The following is a 19,150-nucleotide window of genomic DNA, read 5'->3' on the forward strand; positions in this document are numbered from 1 at the left end:
ATATGAGAACACTATTAATTGATGATGAACAACAAGCTATCTCTGCACTAAAAGCAGAGATAATATACCATTGCAAAGATCTGGATATTGTGGGTGAAGCCCGAAGTGTAAAAGAGGCTGTAAAACAGATACTAGCACTGGCTCCCGAATTGATATTTCTTGATATTCAATTGCTGGATGGTACGGGTTTTGATATACTTGATGCGGTAAAAGGACACCAGGTCAAGGTAATTTTTACCACTGCATTCAGCCAGTATGCTATCAAAGCTATCAAGTTCAATGCACTGGATTACCTGCTGAAGCCTATTGATGCAGAAGAGTTGGTTGAGGCCGTGAAACGTGCTGAAGCAGCGGCACCACAAGGCGTACAGTTGGATGTGCTGAAACGTCAGCTGGATATTATACGCATGGGTGATAAGAAGATAGTGCTGAAAGATAGCCGGTCGATGTATATCATTAAAGTAGCAGAGATAGTTCGTTGCGAAGCACATGGAGCTTATACCGATGTTTTTACCCTTACTGAACCCAAAATAACTATCAGCAAATCACTAAAGGAGTTTGAGACCATGCTGGAAGATTACGGTTTTTTCAGGACACATCATTCTCACCTTGTAAACCTGCACCTGGTGAAAAAAGTAGACAAAGCTGACGGTGGAACCCTATACATGCAGGACGGTACACAGATACCTATATCACAACGCAAATGGGAACAGGTGATAAGATTGATAGCAGATAAATAGGCGGTATATTCTATTGCTGCTTTATAATTAGTTCTTGTTTTTTTAGAATATAATGTCAATGAAAAAGCCCCTGCATGATTGCAGGAGCTTTAAATAACTAGTCTCAAAAAAGTGGAGCCGGCGGGATTCGAACCCGCGTCCAAACATATGCCCGATAAGCCTTCTACATGTTTATTCCGGAATTTGATCTCGGATAACCGTCGGAACCGGACGAACCTGGTGTTATCCTATCTGCTTAATTTTCATCGCCCGTACGCAGCTACGGGTGACTATCCTGTTGAAGGATGAGTTAGGCGGCAGGAGCGTCAACAGGCAAAAGCCCGTCTGCGGCCAAAATGGTTACACTAATCTCTGATTAGGCAGCCATGGCGTAATTAGATTCGCCATTTAAAAAGTCGGGTATTCAGATTTACGTGCTAATTACACAACGCACGACATGCTTACTTAACCTGCCCTATGCTGTCAAAACCAGTCGGCCCCGGTATAAGTGTATTTTTCAAAGAGCTAACTGCAAAAATACGAAACATCAACGGATATAAACTGTTAATTTCGGCACGAACATTTGAAACCTGTATATTGTTAAGCTACTGATGTTGTACATAGCCTGCGATCCCATATACGCACACCCTCTGCCTGAAGGGCATCGTTTTCCGATGCTCAAATACGAGCTGATACCGCAGCAGTTGATTTACGAGGGAGTAATAGATGAAACAGAACTGTACGCCCCGGCTATGGCCTCAGAGCATGATATATTGCTTACCCACAGTGGTGACTATTGGCGCAGGATGAAGAACCTGCAGCTTACAACAAAGGAAATGAGGGCCATCGGTTTCCCGCTCTCAGCACAACTGGTAGAAAGGGAAGCCCGCATCATGCAGGGAACAATTGACTGCGCTCTGCACGCATTAAAGCATGGAGTAGCGTTGAACGTGGCAGGAGGCACGCATCATGCCTTTGCAGATAGGGGAGAGGGCTTTTGCCTGCTGAATGATTTTGCTGTGGCTGCCAACTACCTGCTGCACCATAAGCTGGTAAAACAAGTGCTGGTAGTAGATCTGGATGTACACCAGGGCAATGGCACGGCAGCATTGTTCAGGGATAGGCCCGAGGTGTTTACTTTTAGTATGCATGGTGAACGCAACTATCCATTTCATAAGGAGGCAAGCGATCTGGATATAGGACTACCTGAAGGTATGACCGGTGAAGAATATCTTGATCTGTTGAATGATACATTGCCGGCTTTGCTCAATAAAATAAAGCCTGATATTGTGTGCTACCTGTCAGGAGTAGACGTGTTGGAGACGGATAAGTTCGGCAAGCTGAAACTTAGCATAGAAGACTGTGCGGCCCGCGATGAGGTGGTATTCCGCAATTGCAGGACGAATAATATACCCGTTGCCGTAGCTATGGGTGGAGGTTATTCTCCCGATATCAGGCATATAGTTACGGCCCATTGCAATACATTCCGCCTTGCGAAATCTATTTGGGAAATGTAAACAGGTATGCTATTTCTGGAAAAGTCTGAAGATGTCTAAACCATTAGCGTACAGCATCAGGCCAAGCAGCAATACTAACCCTACGGTTGTGGCACGTTCCATTACCTTGTCGCTCACCTGCCTGCCCGACAGCATTTCGAACAACAGGAATATCACGTAACCACCATCCAACCCCGGTATAGGCAACAGGTTCATCACAGCCAGTATGATAGATACCAGTGCGGTCAACATCAGGAAGTCCTGCCAGTCAAATACAGGGGAGAACAGCTTACCAAAGCTCACTAACCCACCCAGACTTTCTGAGGCTTTTATCTCTTTGGATGTGAACAATAACTTCAGCTGCCTGCCGTAGTTGCCTACCTGGGCGAAAGTATAAGAAAAACCTTTGCCTATAGCCTCGAAGAAGCCGTATTTGATGGTTTTAGTCTCAAAGAAGCGGGACAGGTCACCCACTGGTTGAAAGCCCAGTATCTTAGATTTAGGTACGTTTCCAGACAGTGTGGTAATAGCATTATCACGTACAACTGTTATCGCAATCGGTTTACCCACATTCTCCTTTTTGAAGTCTTCAAATTCATCAAAGAAGTGAATAGGAGTGCCGTTCACGGCAATTACACTGTCTCCTGCTTTCAATCCCATCTTTTCAGCTTCAGATTTGGCGCTCACGTTGTCTACAATCAGTGGAATACGTTGAGAAATGAAAGTGTTCCTTTCTCTTTTGATAATAGAGTGAATAGTGCCTTCAGGTATAGCTATTTCCATAGGCACACCATCGCGCGTCACCTGTATAGACTTAGCCTCATCAAATATCATTTCGCCAACTATCTTGTTGAATCGATCAACAGGTTTACCTCCTACACCGGTTATCATATCACCATCCCTCAAGCCGATACTTTCTGCCACGCTGTCTACAGCAATACCATATTTTGCATTTTCTGTCGGAAGGTACTCTTCTCCCCAAGCGCCAAATATGAATGCATAAATGGCCATGGCTGTTATCAGGTTCATGATAATACCACCCAGCATGATAAACAGGCGTTGGTAGGCTTTTTTCGAACGGTACTCCCACGGCTTTGGCTCCTCTTTCATGGCTTCCTTATCCATGCTTTCATCCACCATGCCGGCTATTTTCACATAACCTCCCAGCGGGAACCATCCCAGTCCGTACTCTGTATCTCCTTTTTTCTTTTTGAACAGTGAGAAGTTGAGAATATTAGGGAAAGGGAACAGGAAATCGAAGAAAAGGTAGAACTTTTCGACCCTGGTCTTGAAAACCCTGGCAAAAAAGAAGTGCCCGAATTCATGTAATAGTATAAGTATAGAGAGGGCTGCGAAAAGCTGAAGTGCCTGTATCGCTCCGCCTGACATTAATAGTATGGTATTCAATTGCATGTTCAAAATTAATATTTAAGAAGCCAACTGGCTTTTCTTTACCAGGCCTGCGGCAAATGCCCGGGCCTCTTCATCGCTATGCTCATATTCTTCAAGGGTAGGATGTTCTATAAATGCTATTTGAGCCATAGTCTGTTCTATTATATCACTCATTTCAATAAAACTCACCTTGTTATGAAGAAAGGCGTCAACAGCTATTTCATTGGCTGCATTCATAATACAGGGCAGGTTACCTCCCTTATACATCGCATCCTTTGCGAGTGCAAGATTACGGAAAGTTTTATAATCAGGCTGCTCAAATGTGAGCGAACTATAATCTTTAAAGTCAAATCGCTTGAAATCGTTCTTTAACCTGTGTGGAAATCCTATCGCATACTGTATGGGCAACTTCATGTCCGGTAACCCCAGTTGGGCCTTCAGCGAACCGTCCCTGAACTGTACCAGTGAGTGGATAATTGATTGCGGGTGTATGATGACATCAATTTGGTCATTCTGCAGCCCGAACAGCCACTTGGCCTCGATCATCTCCAACCCTTTGTTCATTAACGTTGCACTGTCTATGGTTATTTTAGCACCCATGGTCCAGTTAGGATGCTGGAGGGCATGGCTGGCCTTTACATTGACCAGGTAATTGGGTTTGCGGCCTATAAAAGGACCGCCAGAAGCGGTGAGTATTATTTTTTCTACACTGTCCAGATCTTCGCCAACCAGGCACTGGAAAATGGCTGAATGTTCACTATCCACAGGTATAATACCGGCCCTTTTCTCTCTTGCCAGTTGCATCACCAGTTCACCGGCAACTACAAGCGTTTCTTTATTGGCCAGGGCTATTGTTTTGCCTGCTTCTATAGATGCCATGGTAGAGGATAATCCTGCAAACCCTACAATAGCTGTCAATACCATATCTACACTATCCCATTGCACTACATCGTTAAGTGCTTTCCTGCCCGAATATACTTTTATAGGATACAGGCTCAAGGCAGATTTTACATGTTCGTATTTCGACTCGTCTGTAATGACTACTACGTTTGGCCTGAATTTTTTGGACTGGTCGATCACCAGTTCGGCGTTGCTGTGTGCGCTTAATACCTCAGCCTGAAAAAGTTCAGGATGTGCTGCTATTACTTCCAGCGCCTGCGTACCTATGGAACCGGTGCTGCCTAAAATGGCCAATCGCTTCATGCTACCTTATCTTGTGATGTATTATGCTCAGTATCGTTTCCAAAACTAAGCCTGTTAAGGGTTATTTCATAAAATATACCTCGGTTTTTCTCAAAACCTTAACTATATCCGGCAGGTATAAGCAGACTCGCCGGATACTGATGCACCGGTTGAAAAATTAAGGCCTTTAAAAGAAGATCATGTAGATTTTGTCGATAGCTATTTTTTTGTCAGTTTCTGAATACAGTAAATTCAAAGGGGCGCCAACTACTCTCCTGTTTCTTATGTGCCTGGGGTGTTGACAAATCTTCAACCTGGTTGCGGTAAACATTCAAAAGTTCAGTAACATTTTCAACATGTTGCTGATTATCCACCTTGCTCACCAGCAACATTAACCCATCAACGTTACCGTCAAAGTTTTGTTGCCAGCTCTCGGCTACTTTTGTAGTTACCAGCAATTCGCGTGTAGTTTGCTTCATGTGGCATCTTTTTAGTTAATAATACTTAGTATGAATATAATGATTTTTTTTGCTGAAAGGAATAGCAAAAAAATCATATGTGGGATACTGTGAATATAAGATCCGCCCATTGACATGCAAATAAGTTACGAGTCATTTTTAGTTATATATTAAGAAAATGTTAGGCTCGTCTAATTTGCATCAAAAGCCTTATTTATATGGCCCAAAAAGGAGTAATCCAGTATCATGAAAACACGCTTTTAGGTTGATTGTCAATTGTATGTTTTTTGTGATTATTTGAATCAGTATTCCCTTTGCGCTTTTTTGATATATATAACTGGAGGGAGGTATGGTACAGGCAGTATTCTGGATATATAACTTATGAGATCAAAAAAAAGTCAGAAATATTTAGCAGGCAAACTAAAAAAGGATGAAAGGAAACCGAAAAAGTGCAATTCGTTTATATTAATAGAATTGTGTCATATACGGGTAACGCTCTTTGTACAGTGATTTTACTTTGTTCATGATGGTATTTCTGAAGGTTTCTATGTTGCGTCTCTCAATTGCAGAAATGAATATACAGTTACCTTCAGTGATGGTTTCCCAGCGGTCGGTTAGTTGTTTCAGCAGATCTTTTTTTACTTCCTCATCCAGCCATGGATCAAACACTTTTTCTTCATACAGGTCCATTTTGTTAAACACAGTAATGATAGGTTTGTCAAAAGCTTTCAGTTCCTGAAGGGTTTTGTTCACCACAGCCATCTGGTCTTCATAGTTCGGGTGCGAGATGTCGACTACGTGTAGAAGCATATCTGCTTCGCGCACCTCGTCTAGTGTGCTTTTGAAGCTTTCTACCAGGTGGTGGGGTAGTTTGCGAATGAAGCCCACCGTATCGCTAAGCAGGAAGGGTGTTTGCTCATATACGATCTTGCGGGTGGTGGTATCCAGTGTAGCAAATAGCTTGTTCTCCGCAAATACTTCCGATTTGCTGAGCAGCGTCATGATGGTGCTTTTGCCCACGTTGGTGTATCCTACCAGTGCTACTCGAACATAAGTCCCACGCTCTTTACGCTGCGTCTCACTTTGTTTATCTATAGCTGCCAGTTTTTTGCGCAGCACGTTTATCTTATCCTTTACCAGTCGGCGGTCTGTTTCTATCTCTGTTTCTCCCGGCCCTCTTGAGCCTATACCTCCTCCCTGGCGTTCCAGGTGTTTCCACATGCCACGCAGGCGGGGCAATATGTATTGATATTGCGCCAGCTCTACCTGTGTTTTGGCCTGTGCCGTTTGTGCTCTTGCTGCAAAGATGTCCAGTATCAGGTCACTGCGGTCAATGGTTTTTATGTTGAGTACTTTCTCAATATTGCCTATCTGCGCACCACTCAGCTCATCGTCAAAAATAGCCAGCTTGATGCCTTTAGAATGCACATAGTCACGTATCTCCTCCAGCTTGCCCTTACCTACAAAGGTCTTGTTGTCGGGGTGTATCAGCTTTTGGGTGAATGTCTTTACGGCCCTTGCCCCGGCCGTTTCGGCAAGAAAAGCCAGTTCAGCCAGGTATTCCTGTGTTTGGTCCTCGGTCTGGTGTTTGTGCGATACACCCACCAGTACGGCAGGCTCCTCGTTGACTATGTTCTTTTTTTCGATCATTCAGTTACAGATAACAAAGCCATCCCGCCGTGGCGGAATGGCTTATGCAAAATTAGTGTATTTATTGGTATTACTCCTAAATGCTGGTTTTTTCGGTTGCCTGGTATGCCTTTACATCAAGTATGGAAAAGAAAGCCATCATTTCATTTTTAGTCTGTAGATGGCTCAGCGCATTTTGAAATGAAACTTTGTCTTTCCATCCTATTAACACGACATTATTACCTGTATTTACGTCAATATATTCGCAATCGAATACGTGACCCGGACAGGCAGCTACTAAACGGAAAAAGTCGTCTCTTCGATCATTAAAATCGGCCTTGTGGCCATCTTTGGGCCTTCTTATGGCTACTTCTACTACTGAGGACTTTTGCAGGTTGTTGATTATTTCTTCTTCAGCAACTTCAACTGGTTTTGTCAAAGCGAAGGCTTTCATGTCGAAAGTTGAAAAGAAGGCATTTGCCTCCGCTGTTTGTAGCAGTTTTTCTGAAATGTTTGTGACTACTTCAGCAGATTCATAAATGGTCGTACCAACGAGTACTTCCGTATCATCAGCGCCTGGCATTGTAAAGAATGATTCAAACTCACAATCAAGAATAATCCCATCATTTTTTTTCAGGAGATCAATGAATTTTTTGCGTGATTCAATGAATTTTTCCAGCATGCCGTTTTTTACTTTTCTTATGGCTATTTCCTGTATCATTACTATTTGAGTTTATTTAATGATTTAATGGCTAAAAATTCGGGTACTATAAAAAATATTAACCATGATGCTGCTATTGCTACCCATGGTAATGGTAAGGCGTGGGTTGATATGATTACGAGTATATCTTGTATTTCAATAATTATTCTGCCTGTAAACAGGAAGAGATAGAACGAAATGTCTTTTTTTACAAGGCACATTGCTGCTAAGACACCGAAAGCTAGATTTCTTGCGCCAAACATACCGGTAATGGTAGATACTTCGGAGAAGTCAATTTTAATATTCGAGAACATAATACCCGGCGCAAAATAGCCGATAGCTGCTGCACCAAACCCTAATAGCGCTAAAAATATTGTGTAGTATGTTATCCATCTTGGTATGATTACTATGTTGTTCATAACTATTTTATTTTAGGTTGTACGCAAATTGGCTTGCTACTATGTTAAATGTTTGAAAGTAATTTTGAGTAACTGTCTCTTTAGTCACGGTACCGGCTATTTTCATAAAAGATTCTTTGTTTTGATAAACAGTCATGCCTACCGTAAGACCTTCGGTGTCTTTGCCTCGTACGACTTTAAACTCATAACTTTCCAGAACACCCGGTTGAGCAGAAAGTAGTTTCACAAATTCTTTTCGGTATTTGTTGAACTCATCTTCTTTGCCCTTGTGTACGCGCCTTACCGCTACTTCTACTATCTGCCCTTCTTTTTTGCCAAACTTAGAAAGGTCGAATTGTTTTCCTTCCGTTTGCTGTACGAAAACATAAGCTTTAAGGCTCATAACCCCGGCAAATTCACTAAACAGGTTCTGTATCTCCGGCATAGCCTGGATTGCGCCAACAGTGTTCATAGATTCATACTGAGTCATACCAATAAATACTTCATTTGTATCAGGCTGTGGCATGGCATAGAAGGATTTAAACTCACGGTCGTTGGTAACTCCTTTTTGTGCTGTCAATACATTGATGAACTTGTCCCTCTTGTTTTCGAAAGTTTTTACATTATTATTATTTACCGAACGTATGGCGATCTCGTAAACAGGAGACTTTGCAGTATCTGCATCCTTTTTGCCGTAGATGCTTAACAGGGCAAGAATGATTGCTGTAGTAATAGTCAATAACTTTTTCATTGAAATATGCTTTTTGTTATCGCAAATTTCAATCAGTAAATTGACTGATTATTATCACTTTGACTGTATAATATTCATTTTGAAAACTCCCTGCGAAAATCCAACGGAGTAAGGGTTGTGGACCGTTTGAAAAACCTGTTAAAGTTCGACTGGCTTGAAAAGTTGAGCGACAAGGCAATTTCGGATATATCTTTTTGCGAGAATATCAATTCTTTCTTTGCTTCTAAGATCAACCGTTCTTTTATCAGCTCAGAAGCAGACTTTCCAAAATACTTTTGGGAAAGGTTGTTTAAGTACGTCTTACTAACTCCAATTTTCGTGGCAAACTCATCCACTGTTTTCAGCGTAAGTATATTGTTTTCAAGCAGGTATTTAAACTTTAGTGCTTTGCTATTTGAAATGGCTTGTTTGAATGTGTTGTATACTCCCCCGTAGTACCTGTTTAATTTGCAAAGCAGCAGGTATAACGAGGAGCGCAGGATATGCTCACTATCGTTATCTATATTCTTTATTTCATGGTGAATTTCGCGGGCCAGAAATTCAAGTTCGCTGAACTCGTTTGCCGATAGTGATAGTGTAGCCGGTTTGTTCAAGCCATGAAAGAACTCAAATTTGTAAATGAAGAATTTCTCGTTGAAAAAGTATTCTAAAAAATCACCTTCGAAAAACACCCATATAGCCTCTTCAAATTTACTATTTCCTATGTCGGTATATGTTCCTGGAGAGATAAAAATGAACATATTGTCAGCAACGGATAGTGTGCTGTGCCCTATCTTAATTTGTCCTTTACCTTTCCTGATACATCCCATTATGTAGAAGTTAGGCACTGCAATGTTTACATCCCTGTCAAAATCAGACATGTCAGCAGTGTCTATAAGCAGTTCTTTGCCGTACTTTATTCTGTCGAACTTTAGCTTCTGCATTGTGATAAGTAAACATACATATTTATCGACAAGTTTGCATGTGATAATGTGTCATGTGTTTTAGGCGATTGTTTCTATTCAATTTTTAGTTTTTGGAGGCATGAATTTTATGATCGTCGGTTTCATACATTACTATCCTGTTCCGTTAATGCATCTGAATTTGCGTAATGTATGACTACACCAAACGTTCCTGCTCGCGTAGCCAGCGCTCTGGAATATCGCCCATCGCAGCCGTCTGGTAGTCTTTGTAAGAGCAGGGTATATATGAGCCATCAGGCATCATCATCCACCACCTGTTGGTGCGTTTGCTCTTCAGAAAAATGCTGTCATTGCCCGAAAATGCCAGGTTAAAGCTAAAGTATTCATCGGTCTCGGTAAGTGCAGCTTCACTTTTACGCACCCGGCACCCATCAATAAAATACCACACCATCTGGGCTATCTGCTTAGCGGTCATATTGTGCATATCATGGTCATGATCGTAGCCGTATATGCCCATAGAAGTAAGCTTACTGGCCATACCGGCAAAGCGTGCCAGCAGGCAGGCCTCATCACCCGTAAAGCCATTGGGCGAGCCATTGATATTGGCAGGCGCAAAGCTGTGCATAATGGCTGAGATGTCGAAGCTGTACAGGTGGCTTGACCTGAGTACGGGTTCCATATCCTCCATATGCTCGCGCACAACACCTACGCGGTAGAAGTCGAAACGTAATTTATCCAGCGTTTCCAGTATTTTGGGGTGTACATAATAGCTCTGGAAACCAATGTGGTTATAATGGCGGATAAAGTTGGGCTGCCCGGTCAGCATGTCCATCAGGAAACTGCGGGCATTCACCTCTTCAGCATCGTCCATATCTATCAGCATATCAGTCACAGTGGCGTGTATTACCTGCTCTGTTTTTTTGAACGCCTCGTATTGCTGCATGGTCAGGTCGTGCGGACCGCCCAGTACCAGTACTATTTTCCCGGCCTGGCGAAGTTCGGTCAGTACGGTTCTCAGGGCCGCAAGTGTGTCTCTTTGCCTGGCTCCTTGTAGTATATTACCGGCATCAGCTACCTTTACTGACCCATGCCAGCCATACATACGGTACAACTCTTCGCGTATGGTGTCAGGGCCGCTATTGTCTGCTGAGTTATCATAGCCCCCGCAGCCTACTATTATTATGTCGGCATCTTCCCAGTCAAAATCGTCGCCTATGGCATAGCTGATGTTGGCTCCTAACTGGGCGGGCTCGTAGCTGCCTTCTGGCACGGTTTCAATAAAATGTTGCTCTGTAAAAAACTGTCTCAGGTCCTGCATATGTTGTATTGAATTGCGGCTAAGATAATTAATTGTTGGTTGCCCGGATAGTTTAACTATTTCCCCGTTCCTGTCCGATCTGTTAAATTAATCCGGTAAGGGCATTGTATAATTTATTTCTGTTTTAATTTTATACTTTTGGCACTTCTATGGCAAGCGGAAAGAAAGCGAAACCCTCATATATCTATGCTATTATAGGCATTTCCCTGGTATTGTTCCTGCTGGGTACACTGGGCTGGCTGGTGCTCAACGGTCGTACGCTGACACGTGTGTTTAAAGAAGACGTACAGGTGGAGGTAATACTACACGACAATACCCGCGATGAGATGATGCTGAAACTGGCCGCGGTTCTGGAAGAACAACCTTTTGTTAAGAAGACGACGGTTATTACTAAGGAAGAAGCCGCCGAAAAGTTCTTTTCAGATGGAGGTGAGGATTTTACAGAATTACTGGACTTCAATCCGCTGTATTCTTCTATTGTACTTAACCTGAATGCTGCCTATGTCAACCCGCAAAGCCTGGACGAGATTCGCCAGTTTGTTATGCAGAGTAATATTGTGCGCGATGTGTCTTATCCTAATGTGATTGTAGACAATATGAACAGCAATTTTCAGAAGATAGGTCTCATATTGGCAGTAATAGCTTTGTTATTATTTATTGTGGTAGTGATACTGATAGATAATACTGTACGTTTGGCTATGTTCAGCAACCGTTTCCTGATCAAGACCATGCAGATGGTAGGAGCTACCCGCTGGTTCATTACCCGCCCATTCGACCGCAGGGCTATACTTAACGGGCTTATCAGTGGTGTGGTAGCCATGATCGGGCTTTGGGTGGTCATAGCTTTTGCCGAAAAGATGTTACCGCCATTAATGATCTTACATGATACGTCTTCCATTATATTACTTATGGCAAGTATGATCATTTTAGGTATACTTATTTCATTTGTCAGCACGCATCGCTCCGTACTCAAGTACCTGAAGATGCATGTTGACGATCTTTATTAAATTTGTTCAGTAATACTTTATTATTATGTCTGCAAACAAGAATACAAATACTCCACAGGCCGGTAGCAACGGCCAGAACTTCCTTTTTGATAAAAGCAACTACATCATGATGCTGGCAGGGGTAGTGCTGGTGGTTATCGGTTTCATGTTGATGTCCGGTGGGAAAAGCGAAGATCCAACCCAATTCAACTATTCAGAGATCTATAGTACTACACGCATCACAATAGCACCGTTGATGATACTGATAGGCTTTGCTATTGAGATATATGCTATAATGAAAAAACCGGCTACAAAAGCTGAGTAATAAGATTACCATAAGATAATGAACAAAAAAGCCGCCCGGTATACACCAGGCGGCTTTTTATATGTTGTTTGCTCGTTATTTATATTTTCCAGTCGTCAACACTGTCGTCGTCGTTGGTAGATGATACTACTGATGTTTCAGAGGCAACAGGCTCATTGCCCGCGGCGTCATCACTATCATCATCATTGCTTTCTGCAACAACGCTATGGTTGCTGTTTGATTGCTCGTTAGTGTTGGCACGAGGCGTGTAATTACCATCAGCATTTTCGTCATCGTCGTGGTTGAACGCATCGAAGTCGAAATCAGGCATCAGGTCAGTTTTTACATAATCAACGGTTTCTGTCAGTGCAGCTATGAATTTATTGAAGTCTTCCTTGTACAGGAACATTTTATGACGCTCATATCCGTTGTCATCAAACCTTTTCTTGCTTTCAGTGATGGTGATGAAATAGTCATTGCCACGGGTTGCACGCACATCAAAGAAGTAAGTTCTTCTTTTTCCTGCCCTGATGCGTTTGCTGTAAATACTCTCGTTGTTACGGTTGTCGCCAAAGTTTTTGTTTTCGTACGCCACAGTTCTTTTTGTTTAAGTTTAATGTTTAGAGTAGTAACAAAAATAATTAAGATAGCCCAGTATCCAAATCTTTGCTATTACTGAAATTTTACCTGTATTTCCCCACAAGATATATTTTTTATCCATAATTACTAAATGGTTGCAGGTTTTAAAAAGGGGGATTTATTCTTTTTTAATCAACAAATATGATGACAGTTGTAATGTTTTCGCTCTGCTTTTTATAAATGTTGCATTAAGCGTGCAATCAACCAGGCATTCAGGTTCTTAATAGCATCCCCTATCCTCCATGTTGCCCTGTTGCGTTTCTCTACATAGTTAGATACAGCCCTTATCTGTGCAAATGGCACACCTTCCTGCAGGCATACATAGTGGAATGCTGCCCCTTCCATACTTTCCATTGTGCAGTTGTATCGTTCAATGAGTTCCTTGGTGCTTGTTTCGCTTCCTGTAACGGTATTGATCGTCAGGGCGCTTACTGCCGGCAGGTCAATGTTCCATTTCGCGGTGTCAATAGGATTGGATAATATTTTTCCTGAGAACGGGGATTCGTCAGGCTTTGCCAGGCCCAGGTCAAAAACGTCTATGAACAGGTCGCCATCTTCAGCCCCGAGGTCGGCCATACGGTCAGAATCTATGAAAAGTACCTTGCCAAGCGGAATATTACTGTCGAAACAACCACCTATCCCGGCCTGTATTACCAGGTCGTAATTGTTTGCGGCCAGCAATTTTGTGAGGTAATAGGTGGTTGCTACCATTCCGATACCGGTCACTGCAAACTGTATTTGTGTGCCTCCAAGACTAAAAATGCCCGGTTTTTCCTCTGTTGCAATAGTGGCTATTTGTTTTATTGATAGGGCTATTTCAGCCCCTGTGGCTGCTATCACCAATATTTTCATGTTACAAATAACAACAATTTTGCGTAAAAGCTCCAGTAAACCTAATTTTACACCATAATTTAAAAAAGACAATGGTTTACCTGACGCGAGTGGAGCATTTTAATGCAGCCCACAAATTGTACAACGAGAGTTGGAGTGATGAGAAGAACATGGAAGTCTTCGGTAAATGTGCTAACCCAAACTGGCATGGCCACAACTATGACCTGTTTGTAACCATTAAGGGTGAGCCGCACCCTGAGACCGGTTTTGTATTCAATGCTAAAGAACTGGGCGTACTGATAAATAGGGTCATAGTAGATAAGGTTGACCACCGCAATCTGAACCTGGACGTAGACTTTATGAAAGGCAAATTTGCCAGTGCAGAGAACTTCGCTATCAGTATCTGGAATGAGCTGAAACCTCACATCGAGGAAGCGGGTGCGCAATTGCACTATATTAAATTACAGGAAACACCCCGTATCTACGTTGAGTATTACGGATAACATTTAGCACATGTCTTATAAAAAAACAGAAGAGTTTAGCCCGGAAGCTACGGCTGTACTTATAGAGAACTATCGCTCCGTAGTAGAGCAGGTGGGCGAAGACCCTGAACGCGAGGGATTGCTCAAAACCCCTGAACGTATTGCAAAAGCCATGCAGTACATGACTCAGGGCTATAATATGGATGCCAAAGCGATACTGAACTCTGCTAAGTTTCATGAGGCGTATAGCGAGATGGTTATTGTAAAGGATGTAGAGTTGTATTCCATGTGCGAGCATCATATGTTGCCATTCTTTGGTAAAGCACATATTGCTTATATACCTAACGGCGTAATAACAGGCCTGAGCAAGATAGCCCGTGTGGTAGACTGCTTTGCCCGCAGGCTGCAGGTGCAGGAGCGTATGACCCACCAGATACTGGACGTAATACAGGAAACCCTGAATCCGCAAGGTGTAGCAGTGGTTATAGAAGCCAAACACTTATGTATGATGATGCGTGGTGTGCAGAAACAAAACAGCACTACAACAACATCTGCTTTCAGCGGACAATTTGAAAAAGCTGAGACAAGGGCTGAGTTCATGAAACTTATTTCATCTGATCTTTATTAAGCAGGAAAAAACAATTTTCTGCTTATCTTTGCCCACCTTTAAAAAAAGGTAGTTCGGGACGTAGCGCAGCCCGGTAGCGCACTTGCATGGGGTGCAAGGGGTCGCTGGTTCGAATCCAGTCGTCCCGACAGAACAGGAAATGGGTATCTCTTAAGAGATACCCATTTTTATGCATATTATTGTTATGTGATAATATACGTATACATATTATTCAGCCGGTCTCTACAAAAGTATTATGCAGGTATCAGCGATGATGTGCAGAAAAGACTCAGGGAACATAATGCTGGCAAGGGAAAGTTTACTTCAAAAGGAATCCCATGGGATTTGATCACAACAATTAAATGCTTGTCAAGGAGCGAGGCTATGTTGCTTGAAAAGAAAATAAAGAAAAGGGGCATTAAAAGATACCTGGAAGATAATATAGAATAGTAGTGTATTCCGGTAGCGCATCCCGCCATGGCGGGAGGGTCGCTGGTTCGAATCCAGTCGTCCCGACTGAACGGGAAAAGGGTGTCTCATTTGAGATACCCTTTTTTATTTCCTGCAATTCTTTAATTTGCTATATCAAAACGGGATGTAGCGCAGCCCGGTAGCGCGCTTCGTTCGGGACGAAGAGGCCGCTGGTTCGAATCCAGTCATCCCGACCTCAAAAAAAGCTCAACTATGCGTTGGGCTTTTGTGTTTTATCAGTATCTCAACCCTTATTTGTGAACAACCTGTACAAAACATATTGATAACCTGTTGATATAACTTAATAGCAACAATAGGGTAATAAATGGTTAACAATCAGGCAAAATGATGGTAATACAGGGATAATACTTTTACACTGAAGCAGGACACACGACTTCACCATGAGTTCATACATTCTACGATTTAGGTAACAATAGCTCTCCTTGTTCAGGGATAGCTATTTTTTTATAGTGCTGTCCATGAAGTATGTTTTTATATAGCGCACTTCTATCTGTGTATTCATAGGTCCCACTCTTTTTGCAGATACACGGGCGTAGTCTTTGAAAGTATCACTACCGGCAAAGTAAAATCCGGCAATGTAAGAATAAGGTATGTCATCAAGCTTTATGGCTGGTGTTATCTCCCTGTCCAGTTTGGGGTAGGCCAGGAGGGTATGTGCCTCATTGGGCCCATAGGCGGCATCCAGGGCATAGTATCCTTCGTTGCTCGAATCAGTTGATGATATAATGACAGAATAATAAAAGTCATTCAGCCCATCCTCTTCTATAGGTGTGCTGTCAGCGGCTACAATTGTTCCCGCTATGGGTGCGTAAAAATGATTCGTCGTAGTGTTATCGGTGGGTGTCCTACCACCGCATGCAGCAAGCAGTATAAGGCTTGTGAATAGTAAACTGTATTTCATGCCGTGCAAAAGTAGGGTTTAGGCTAATTATTCCTTACCCAAAGGGGTGATTTTAGTTGCACTGTTTTTAATACTGCCGCGAATGCCCTACTTTTAGCCCGCAACATAATTTTTTATTCAGATATGAAAAAATGGACTCTGCCCGTTATCGCTATAATGGGTGCGCAAATGTTTATGACAGCATGTAATAATGGTGGCAGTGAAAAACCTGCAGAGGCAAAAGAATTCCAGGTGGAGGCAGAACAATTTGCCGATCTTAAAGTGTTACGCTACCAGGTGCCCGGTTGGGAAGAGCTGAGCGCGCAACAGAAAGAGCTTGCGTACTACCTGTACGAAGCGGCACTGTGCGGACGTGATATAATATACGACCAGAAAAGTAAGTATGGCATCATGCTGCGCAAAACACTGGAAGCAGCTTACGGTTCTTATAAAGGAGATAAGAACAGTGAAGACTGGAAGAAGTTCGAAGAGTATTGCGGACGTTTCTGGTTCAGTAATGGTAACCACCACCATTATGGTAATGAGAAATTCGTACCTGCATGTGACGCTGCATATTTTGCTGAAGTAATTAAGAACAGCGATGCATCGCAACTGCCACTGAACGAAGGTGAAACGGTTGAGGCTTTTGTAGAGCGTGTAACGCCTATCGTTTACGATATGAGCATCGAGCCGAAAGTGGTTGACCTGCGTCCTGATGTAGATAATGTCGTTATGTCTTCAAACAACTTCTACGAGGGTGTTACGCAGAAAGAGGTTGAAGATTACTATGATCAATTTGACACGAAATGTGATGCTCCGAGCTGGGGTTTGAACAGTAAGGTTGTGAAAGAAAATGGAAAGGTAGTTGAAAAAGTATGGAAAGTAGATGGTATGTATTCTCCGGCTATCGAGAAGATCGTATACTGGTTAGAGAAAGCGGTTCCTGTTGCAGAAAATGAACAACAAAAAACAGCGCTGGAACTACTTATAGCATTTTACAAGACAGGTGATTTGAGAGTTTTTGACGCATATAGCATTGCATGGGCTAACGATACAGCATCACGCATAGACGTAGTGAATGGTTTTATAGAGGTGTACCTGGATGCGATAGGCAAGAAGGGTAGCTTTGAAAGCGTAGTTTCTCTGAAAGACCTGGAAGCTACCAAGCGCATCAATGCTATCGCACAGCAGGCGCAGTGGTTCGAAGACCACTCTCCGCTGATGGAAGAGCACAAGAAAAAAGAAGTAAAAGGTATCACAGCAAAAGCTATCACTGCGATAGTGGAAAGTGGCGATGCGGCACCTACTACACCGATTGGTGTTAACCTGCCTAATGCTGACTGGATACGTAAGAACCACGGTTCTAAATCGGTATCACTGAGCAACATCATACACGCTTACAATGTAGCCAAATCAAAAGGTGGTTTCATGGATGAGTTTGTAGATGATGAAACAGTAAAAGCACGCATTAAAGAATATGGTAACCTGGCGTCTGACCTGCACACTGATATGCACGAGTGTATCGGCCACGCATCAGGACAGATCAATCCGGGTGTAGAGACTACGGATAAGACCCTGAAAAATTACGCGTCATGCCTGGAAGAAGCACGTGCCGACCTGGTAGGCTTGTATTATGCAATGGACGATAAACTGGTAGAAATTGGTGTTATGCCGAACAAAGAAGTAGGTATGGCTGAATACTACAGCTATATGATGAACGGCCTGATGACACAGCTGACACGCCTGAAGTTAGGCGACCAGATAGAAGAAGCGCACATGCGTAACCGCGCATTGAATGCATACTGGGTATACGAAAAAGGTAAGGCTGATAACGTAGTAGAAATGGTGAAGAAAGATGGTAAGACCTACGTACACGTAAATGATTATGATAAACTGCGTGAACTGTTCGGACAATTACTGCGCGAGATACAACGCATTAAATCAGAAGGTGATTACCAGGCAGGTAAGAACCTGGTAGAGACTTATGGTGTGAAGGTGAACCCTGAGCTGCATGCAGAAGTACTGGAGCGCTACGCGAAACTGGATGCAAAACCATACAGTGGTTTCATACAGCCAAGGCTCGTGGCTAAGAAAAACGGAGACAAGATCGTTGACGTAACGGTAGAATATCCTGAAAGCTTCTTTGGCCAGATGATGGAGTATGGTAAAAACTATGGTTACCTGCCGGTAAATAACTGATAACCGACAGAAAGACATAAAAAGAAAGCCGCACATTGTGCGGCTTTCTTAATTATAATAAATAGCTCCGTTCTTTACAGTAAATGTTTTTTCAAACCCCGCATCCGGCAGGCGGTAAGGTACAGGTGTATTCTGTACGCTGGCCGGTTGGTAAGCTGGTGCTTTGTTCATCAGTTTATCTACCTGTGCAGATAACATACTATTGGTTGCAGCGTCTATACTTTTCCAGTTTAGCACGGCTCCTTGCATATTGGTTGCGCCATTTTGTGTAGCGTATATATTATCGCTGCCGGAAGTGATCACCTTTTTTGCATAACTTTTTTCCAGCCCGTCAAAGTTATAGTAGACGATCTTCCCTGCCTCACTTACAATAACATTACTCATGTGCAGACGGTACTCTCCATTGCCAAGCACAGCTATCTGCCTGTTGAGTGATTGTACAATATAACGCCTCAGCATATCACAGGTTACTGAAGGTTCTTTATCTACATCTCCTTCTGCATATATATTCATGTTGTTCAGCTTCAGGGGTATGGGGTTAGGGTTGTTGATGACGGTTGATATCTCAGTAGTAACCGGATCAAGCATGGTTACTGTATCTGCCAGGTTCAGCATTTCAAATACGTTGCCTTTGTATGTTATGGTTGTTTTCTTTTCCTGTGCCGCCAGGCTCACTGGATTCCACAATTGTACACAACAAAAAAGGGAAAGCACTGCAAGCGCTTTCCCTTTATCAAAATATCTGTTTGTTGGCATGAAGTAACTTTTGTGAAATAAAGTTACAC

General features: G+C 42.7%; 21 protein-coding genes, 2 tRNA genes and 1 other RNA gene. 10 read left to right on the top strand and 14 right to left on the bottom strand.

Features of this window, described 5'->3' with window-relative positions; genetic code table 11:
* The first annotated feature begins 2 nt into the window (after nucleotides 1-2).
* The gene (locus H6550_04385; GenBank protein ID MCB9045363.1) at nucleotides 3-740 is read left to right on the top strand and encodes a response regulator transcription factor; all 738 of its coding nucleotides are present in this window, start codon (nucleotides 3-5) and stop codon (nucleotides 738-740) included.
* 109 nt (nucleotides 741-849) lie between these two features.
* On the opposite strand, the gene ssrA is transcribed toward H6550_04385, so the two are convergent.
* Nucleotides 850-1,220, bottom strand: a transfer-messenger RNA (tmRNA) gene (ssrA, locus tag H6550_04390).
* Nucleotides 1,221-1,330: 110 nt separating this feature from the next.
* Between ssrA and H6550_04395 the strand changes: the two genes are divergently transcribed.
* A complete protein-coding gene (locus H6550_04395; protein MCB9045364.1) occupies nucleotides 1,331-2,236 on the top strand; it encodes a histone deacetylase in 906 nt (301 codons plus the stop codon).
* 9 nt (nucleotides 2,237-2,245) lie between these two features.
* Here H6550_04395 and rseP read toward each other — a convergent pair whose 3' ends face one another.
* The 9 genes from rseP to H6550_04440 all read right to left on the bottom strand — a co-directional run bounded on the left by rseP (nucleotide 2,246) and on the right by H6550_04440 (nucleotide 10,945).
* Nucleotides 2,246-3,604, bottom strand: coding sequence for an RIP metalloprotease RseP (gene rseP / locus H6550_04400; protein MCB9045365.1), 1,359 nt, complete (start codon nucleotides 3,602-3,604; stop codon nucleotides 2,246-2,248).
* Between the two features lie 39 nt (nucleotides 3,605-3,643).
* On the bottom strand, nucleotides 3,644-4,810 hold the full coding sequence (locus H6550_04405) for a 1-deoxy-D-xylulose-5-phosphate reductoisomerase (GenBank protein ID MCB9045366.1): 1,167 nt from the start codon (nucleotides 4,808-4,810) through the stop codon (nucleotides 3,644-3,646).
* A gap of 209 nt (nucleotides 4,811-5,019) precedes the next feature.
* Complete coding sequence (locus tag H6550_04410) at nucleotides 5,020-5,268, bottom strand: hypothetical protein (GenBank protein MCB9045367.1); 249 nt, start codon at nucleotides 5,266-5,268, stop codon at nucleotides 5,020-5,022.
* Between the two features lie 444 nt (nucleotides 5,269-5,712).
* Entirely contained in the window at nucleotides 5,713-6,897 is a 1,185-nt protein-coding gene (gene hflX, locus H6550_04415) for a GTPase HflX (protein MCB9045368.1), read from the bottom strand.
* Nucleotides 6,898-6,973: 76 nt separating this feature from the next.
* The gene (locus H6550_04420; GenBank protein ID MCB9045369.1) at nucleotides 6,974-7,597 is read right to left on the bottom strand and encodes a hypothetical protein; all 624 of its coding nucleotides are present in this window, start codon (nucleotides 7,595-7,597) and stop codon (nucleotides 6,974-6,976) included.
* A 2-nt stretch (nucleotides 7,598-7,599) separates the two neighbouring features.
* Nucleotides 7,600-7,995: a hypothetical protein gene (locus H6550_04425; GenBank protein ID MCB9045370.1), complete on the bottom strand. Its 396-nt coding sequence runs from the start codon at nucleotides 7,993-7,995 to the stop codon at nucleotides 7,600-7,602.
* Nucleotides 7,996-8,002: 7 nt separating this feature from the next.
* Nucleotides 8,003-8,725 (bottom strand): hypothetical protein, encoded by a 723-nt coding sequence (locus H6550_04430; GenBank protein ID MCB9045371.1) that lies wholly within the window; start codon nucleotides 8,723-8,725, stop codon nucleotides 8,003-8,005.
* A gap of 74 nt (nucleotides 8,726-8,799) precedes the next feature.
* Nucleotides 8,800-9,648 carry a helix-turn-helix transcriptional regulator gene (locus tag H6550_04435; protein MCB9045372.1) on the bottom strand — a complete coding sequence of 283 codons (849 nt, stop codon included), beginning with the start codon at nucleotides 9,646-9,648 and terminating at the stop codon, nucleotides 8,800-8,802.
* A 175-nt stretch (nucleotides 9,649-9,823) separates the two neighbouring features.
* Complete coding sequence (locus H6550_04440; GenBank protein MCB9045373.1) at nucleotides 9,824-10,945, bottom strand: arginase family protein; 1,122 nt, start codon at nucleotides 10,943-10,945, stop codon at nucleotides 9,824-9,826.
* 149 nt (nucleotides 10,946-11,094) lie between these two features.
* Here H6550_04440 and H6550_04445 point away from each other — a divergent pair, with 149 nt between their 5' ends.
* Together H6550_04445 and H6550_04450 are read left to right on the top strand one after the other, a co-directional pair.
* On the top strand, nucleotides 11,095-11,952 hold the full coding sequence (locus H6550_04445; protein ID MCB9045374.1) for a hypothetical protein: 858 nt from the start codon (nucleotides 11,095-11,097) through the stop codon (nucleotides 11,950-11,952).
* 25 nt (nucleotides 11,953-11,977) lie between these two features.
* Nucleotides 11,978-12,256 (top strand): DUF3098 domain-containing protein, encoded by a 279-nt coding sequence (locus H6550_04450; GenBank protein MCB9045375.1) that lies wholly within the window; start codon nucleotides 11,978-11,980, stop codon nucleotides 12,254-12,256.
* Nucleotides 12,257-12,335: 79 nt separating this feature from the next.
* On the opposite strand, the gene H6550_04455 is transcribed toward H6550_04450, so the two are convergent.
* Together H6550_04455 and mqnB are read right to left on the bottom strand one after the other, a co-directional pair.
* Complete coding sequence (locus H6550_04455) at nucleotides 12,336-12,830, bottom strand: DUF3276 family protein (protein MCB9045376.1); 495 nt, start codon at nucleotides 12,828-12,830, stop codon at nucleotides 12,336-12,338.
* A 218-nt stretch (nucleotides 12,831-13,048) separates the two neighbouring features.
* The gene (gene mqnB, locus H6550_04460; GenBank protein MCB9045377.1) at nucleotides 13,049-13,726 is read right to left on the bottom strand and encodes a futalosine hydrolase; all 678 of its coding nucleotides are present in this window, start codon (nucleotides 13,724-13,726) and stop codon (nucleotides 13,049-13,051) included.
* 71 nt (nucleotides 13,727-13,797) lie between these two features.
* Here mqnB and H6550_04465 point away from each other — a divergent pair, with 71 nt between their 5' ends.
* The 5 genes from H6550_04465 to H6550_04485 all read left to right on the top strand — a co-directional run bounded on the left by H6550_04465 (nucleotide 13,798) and on the right by H6550_04485 (nucleotide 15,459).
* A complete protein-coding gene (locus H6550_04465) occupies nucleotides 13,798-14,208 on the top strand; it encodes a 6-carboxytetrahydropterin synthase (protein MCB9045378.1) in 411 nt (136 codons plus the stop codon).
* 10 nt (nucleotides 14,209-14,218) lie between these two features.
* Nucleotides 14,219-14,815, top strand: coding sequence for a GTP cyclohydrolase I FolE (gene folE / locus H6550_04470; protein ID MCB9045379.1), 597 nt, complete (start codon nucleotides 14,219-14,221; stop codon nucleotides 14,813-14,815).
* Between the two features lie 54 nt (nucleotides 14,816-14,869).
* Nucleotides 14,870-14,943, top strand: a tRNA-Pro gene (locus tag H6550_04475).
* 58 nt (nucleotides 14,944-15,001) lie between these two features.
* A complete protein-coding gene (locus H6550_04480; GenBank protein ID MCB9045380.1) occupies nucleotides 15,002-15,244 on the top strand; it encodes a GIY-YIG nuclease family protein in 243 nt (80 codons plus the stop codon).
* Between the two features lie 141 nt (nucleotides 15,245-15,385).
* A tRNA-Pro gene (locus H6550_04485) sits at nucleotides 15,386-15,459 on the top strand.
* A 263-nt stretch (nucleotides 15,460-15,722) separates the two neighbouring features.
* On the opposite strand, the gene H6550_04490 is transcribed toward H6550_04485, so the two are convergent.
* Nucleotides 15,723-16,187 carry a hypothetical protein gene (locus H6550_04490; protein ID MCB9045381.1) on the bottom strand — a complete coding sequence of 155 codons (465 nt, stop codon included), beginning with the start codon at nucleotides 16,185-16,187 and terminating at the stop codon, nucleotides 15,723-15,725.
* Between the two features lie 123 nt (nucleotides 16,188-16,310).
* Between H6550_04490 and H6550_04495 the strand changes: the two genes are divergently transcribed.
* A complete protein-coding gene (locus H6550_04495) occupies nucleotides 16,311-18,365 on the top strand; it encodes a dihydrofolate reductase (protein ID MCB9045382.1) in 2,055 nt (684 codons plus the stop codon).
* A gap of 48 nt (nucleotides 18,366-18,413) precedes the next feature.
* Here H6550_04495 and H6550_04500 read toward each other — a convergent pair whose 3' ends face one another.
* A complete protein-coding gene (locus tag H6550_04500) occupies nucleotides 18,414-19,121 on the bottom strand; it encodes a hypothetical protein (protein ID MCB9045383.1) in 708 nt (235 codons plus the stop codon).
* Between the last annotated feature and the right edge of the window lie 29 nt (nucleotides 19,122-19,150).

The organism is Chitinophagales bacterium, from assembly GCA_020636495.1.
GTDB lineage: Bacteria > Bacteroidota > Bacteroidia > Chitinophagales > Chitinophagaceae > UBA5543.

Excerpts from the sequence above, each read along its gene's own strand:
- folE (MCB9045379.1), top strand. The coding sequence starts at position 14,219 with ATGTCTTATAAAAAAACAGAAGAGTTTAGCCCGGAAGCTACGGCTGTA.
- H6550_04435 (MCB9045372.1), bottom strand. The coding sequence starts at position 9,648 with ATGCAGAAGCTAAAGTTCGACAGAATAAAGTACGGCAAAGAACTGCTT.
- H6550_04500 (MCB9045383.1), bottom strand. The coding sequence starts at position 19,121 with ATGCCAACAAACAGATATTTTGATAAAGGGAAAGCGCTTGCAGTGCTT.
- H6550_04385 (MCB9045363.1), top strand. The coding sequence starts at position 3 with ATGAGAACACTATTAATTGATGATGAACAACAAGCTATCTCTGCACTA.
- H6550_04440 (MCB9045373.1), bottom strand. The coding sequence starts at position 10,945 with ATGCAGGACCTGAGACAGTTTTTTACAGAGCAACATTTTATTGAAACC.
- H6550_04465 (MCB9045378.1), top strand. The coding sequence starts at position 13,798 with ATGGTTTACCTGACGCGAGTGGAGCATTTTAATGCAGCCCACAAATTG.
- H6550_04450 (MCB9045375.1), top strand. The coding sequence starts at position 11,978 with ATGTCTGCAAACAAGAATACAAATACTCCACAGGCCGGTAGCAACGGC.
- H6550_04495 (MCB9045382.1), top strand. The coding sequence starts at position 16,311 with ATGAAAAAATGGACTCTGCCCGTTATCGCTATAATGGGTGCGCAAATG.
- H6550_04430 (MCB9045371.1), bottom strand. The coding sequence starts at position 8,725 with ATGAAAAAGTTATTGACTATTACTACAGCAATCATTCTTGCCCTGTTA.
- H6550_04395 (MCB9045364.1), top strand. The coding sequence starts at position 1,331 with ATGTTGTACATAGCCTGCGATCCCATATACGCACACCCTCTGCCTGAA.
- H6550_04425 (MCB9045370.1), bottom strand. The coding sequence starts at position 7,995 with ATGAACAACATAGTAATCATACCAAGATGGATAACATACTACACAATA.
- H6550_04445 (MCB9045374.1), top strand. The coding sequence starts at position 11,095 with ATGGCAAGCGGAAAGAAAGCGAAACCCTCATATATCTATGCTATTATA.
- H6550_04420 (MCB9045369.1), bottom strand. The coding sequence starts at position 7,597 with ATGATACAGGAAATAGCCATAAGAAAAGTAAAAAACGGCATGCTGGAA.
- hflX (MCB9045368.1), bottom strand. The coding sequence starts at position 6,897 with ATGATCGAAAAAAAGAACATAGTCAACGAGGAGCCTGCCGTACTGGTG.
- rseP (MCB9045365.1), bottom strand. The coding sequence starts at position 3,604 with ATGTCAGGCGGAGCGATACAGGCACTTCAGCTTTTCGCAGCCCTCTCT.
- mqnB (MCB9045377.1), bottom strand. The coding sequence starts at position 13,726 with ATGAAAATATTGGTGATAGCAGCCACAGGGGCTGAAATAGCCCTATCA.
- H6550_04410 (MCB9045367.1), bottom strand. The coding sequence starts at position 5,268 with ATGAAGCAAACTACACGCGAATTGCTGGTAACTACAAAAGTAGCCGAG.
- H6550_04405 (MCB9045366.1), bottom strand. The coding sequence starts at position 4,810 with ATGAAGCGATTGGCCATTTTAGGCAGCACCGGTTCCATAGGTACGCAG.
- H6550_04490 (MCB9045381.1), bottom strand. The coding sequence starts at position 16,187 with ATGAAATACAGTTTACTATTCACAAGCCTTATACTGCTTGCTGCATGC.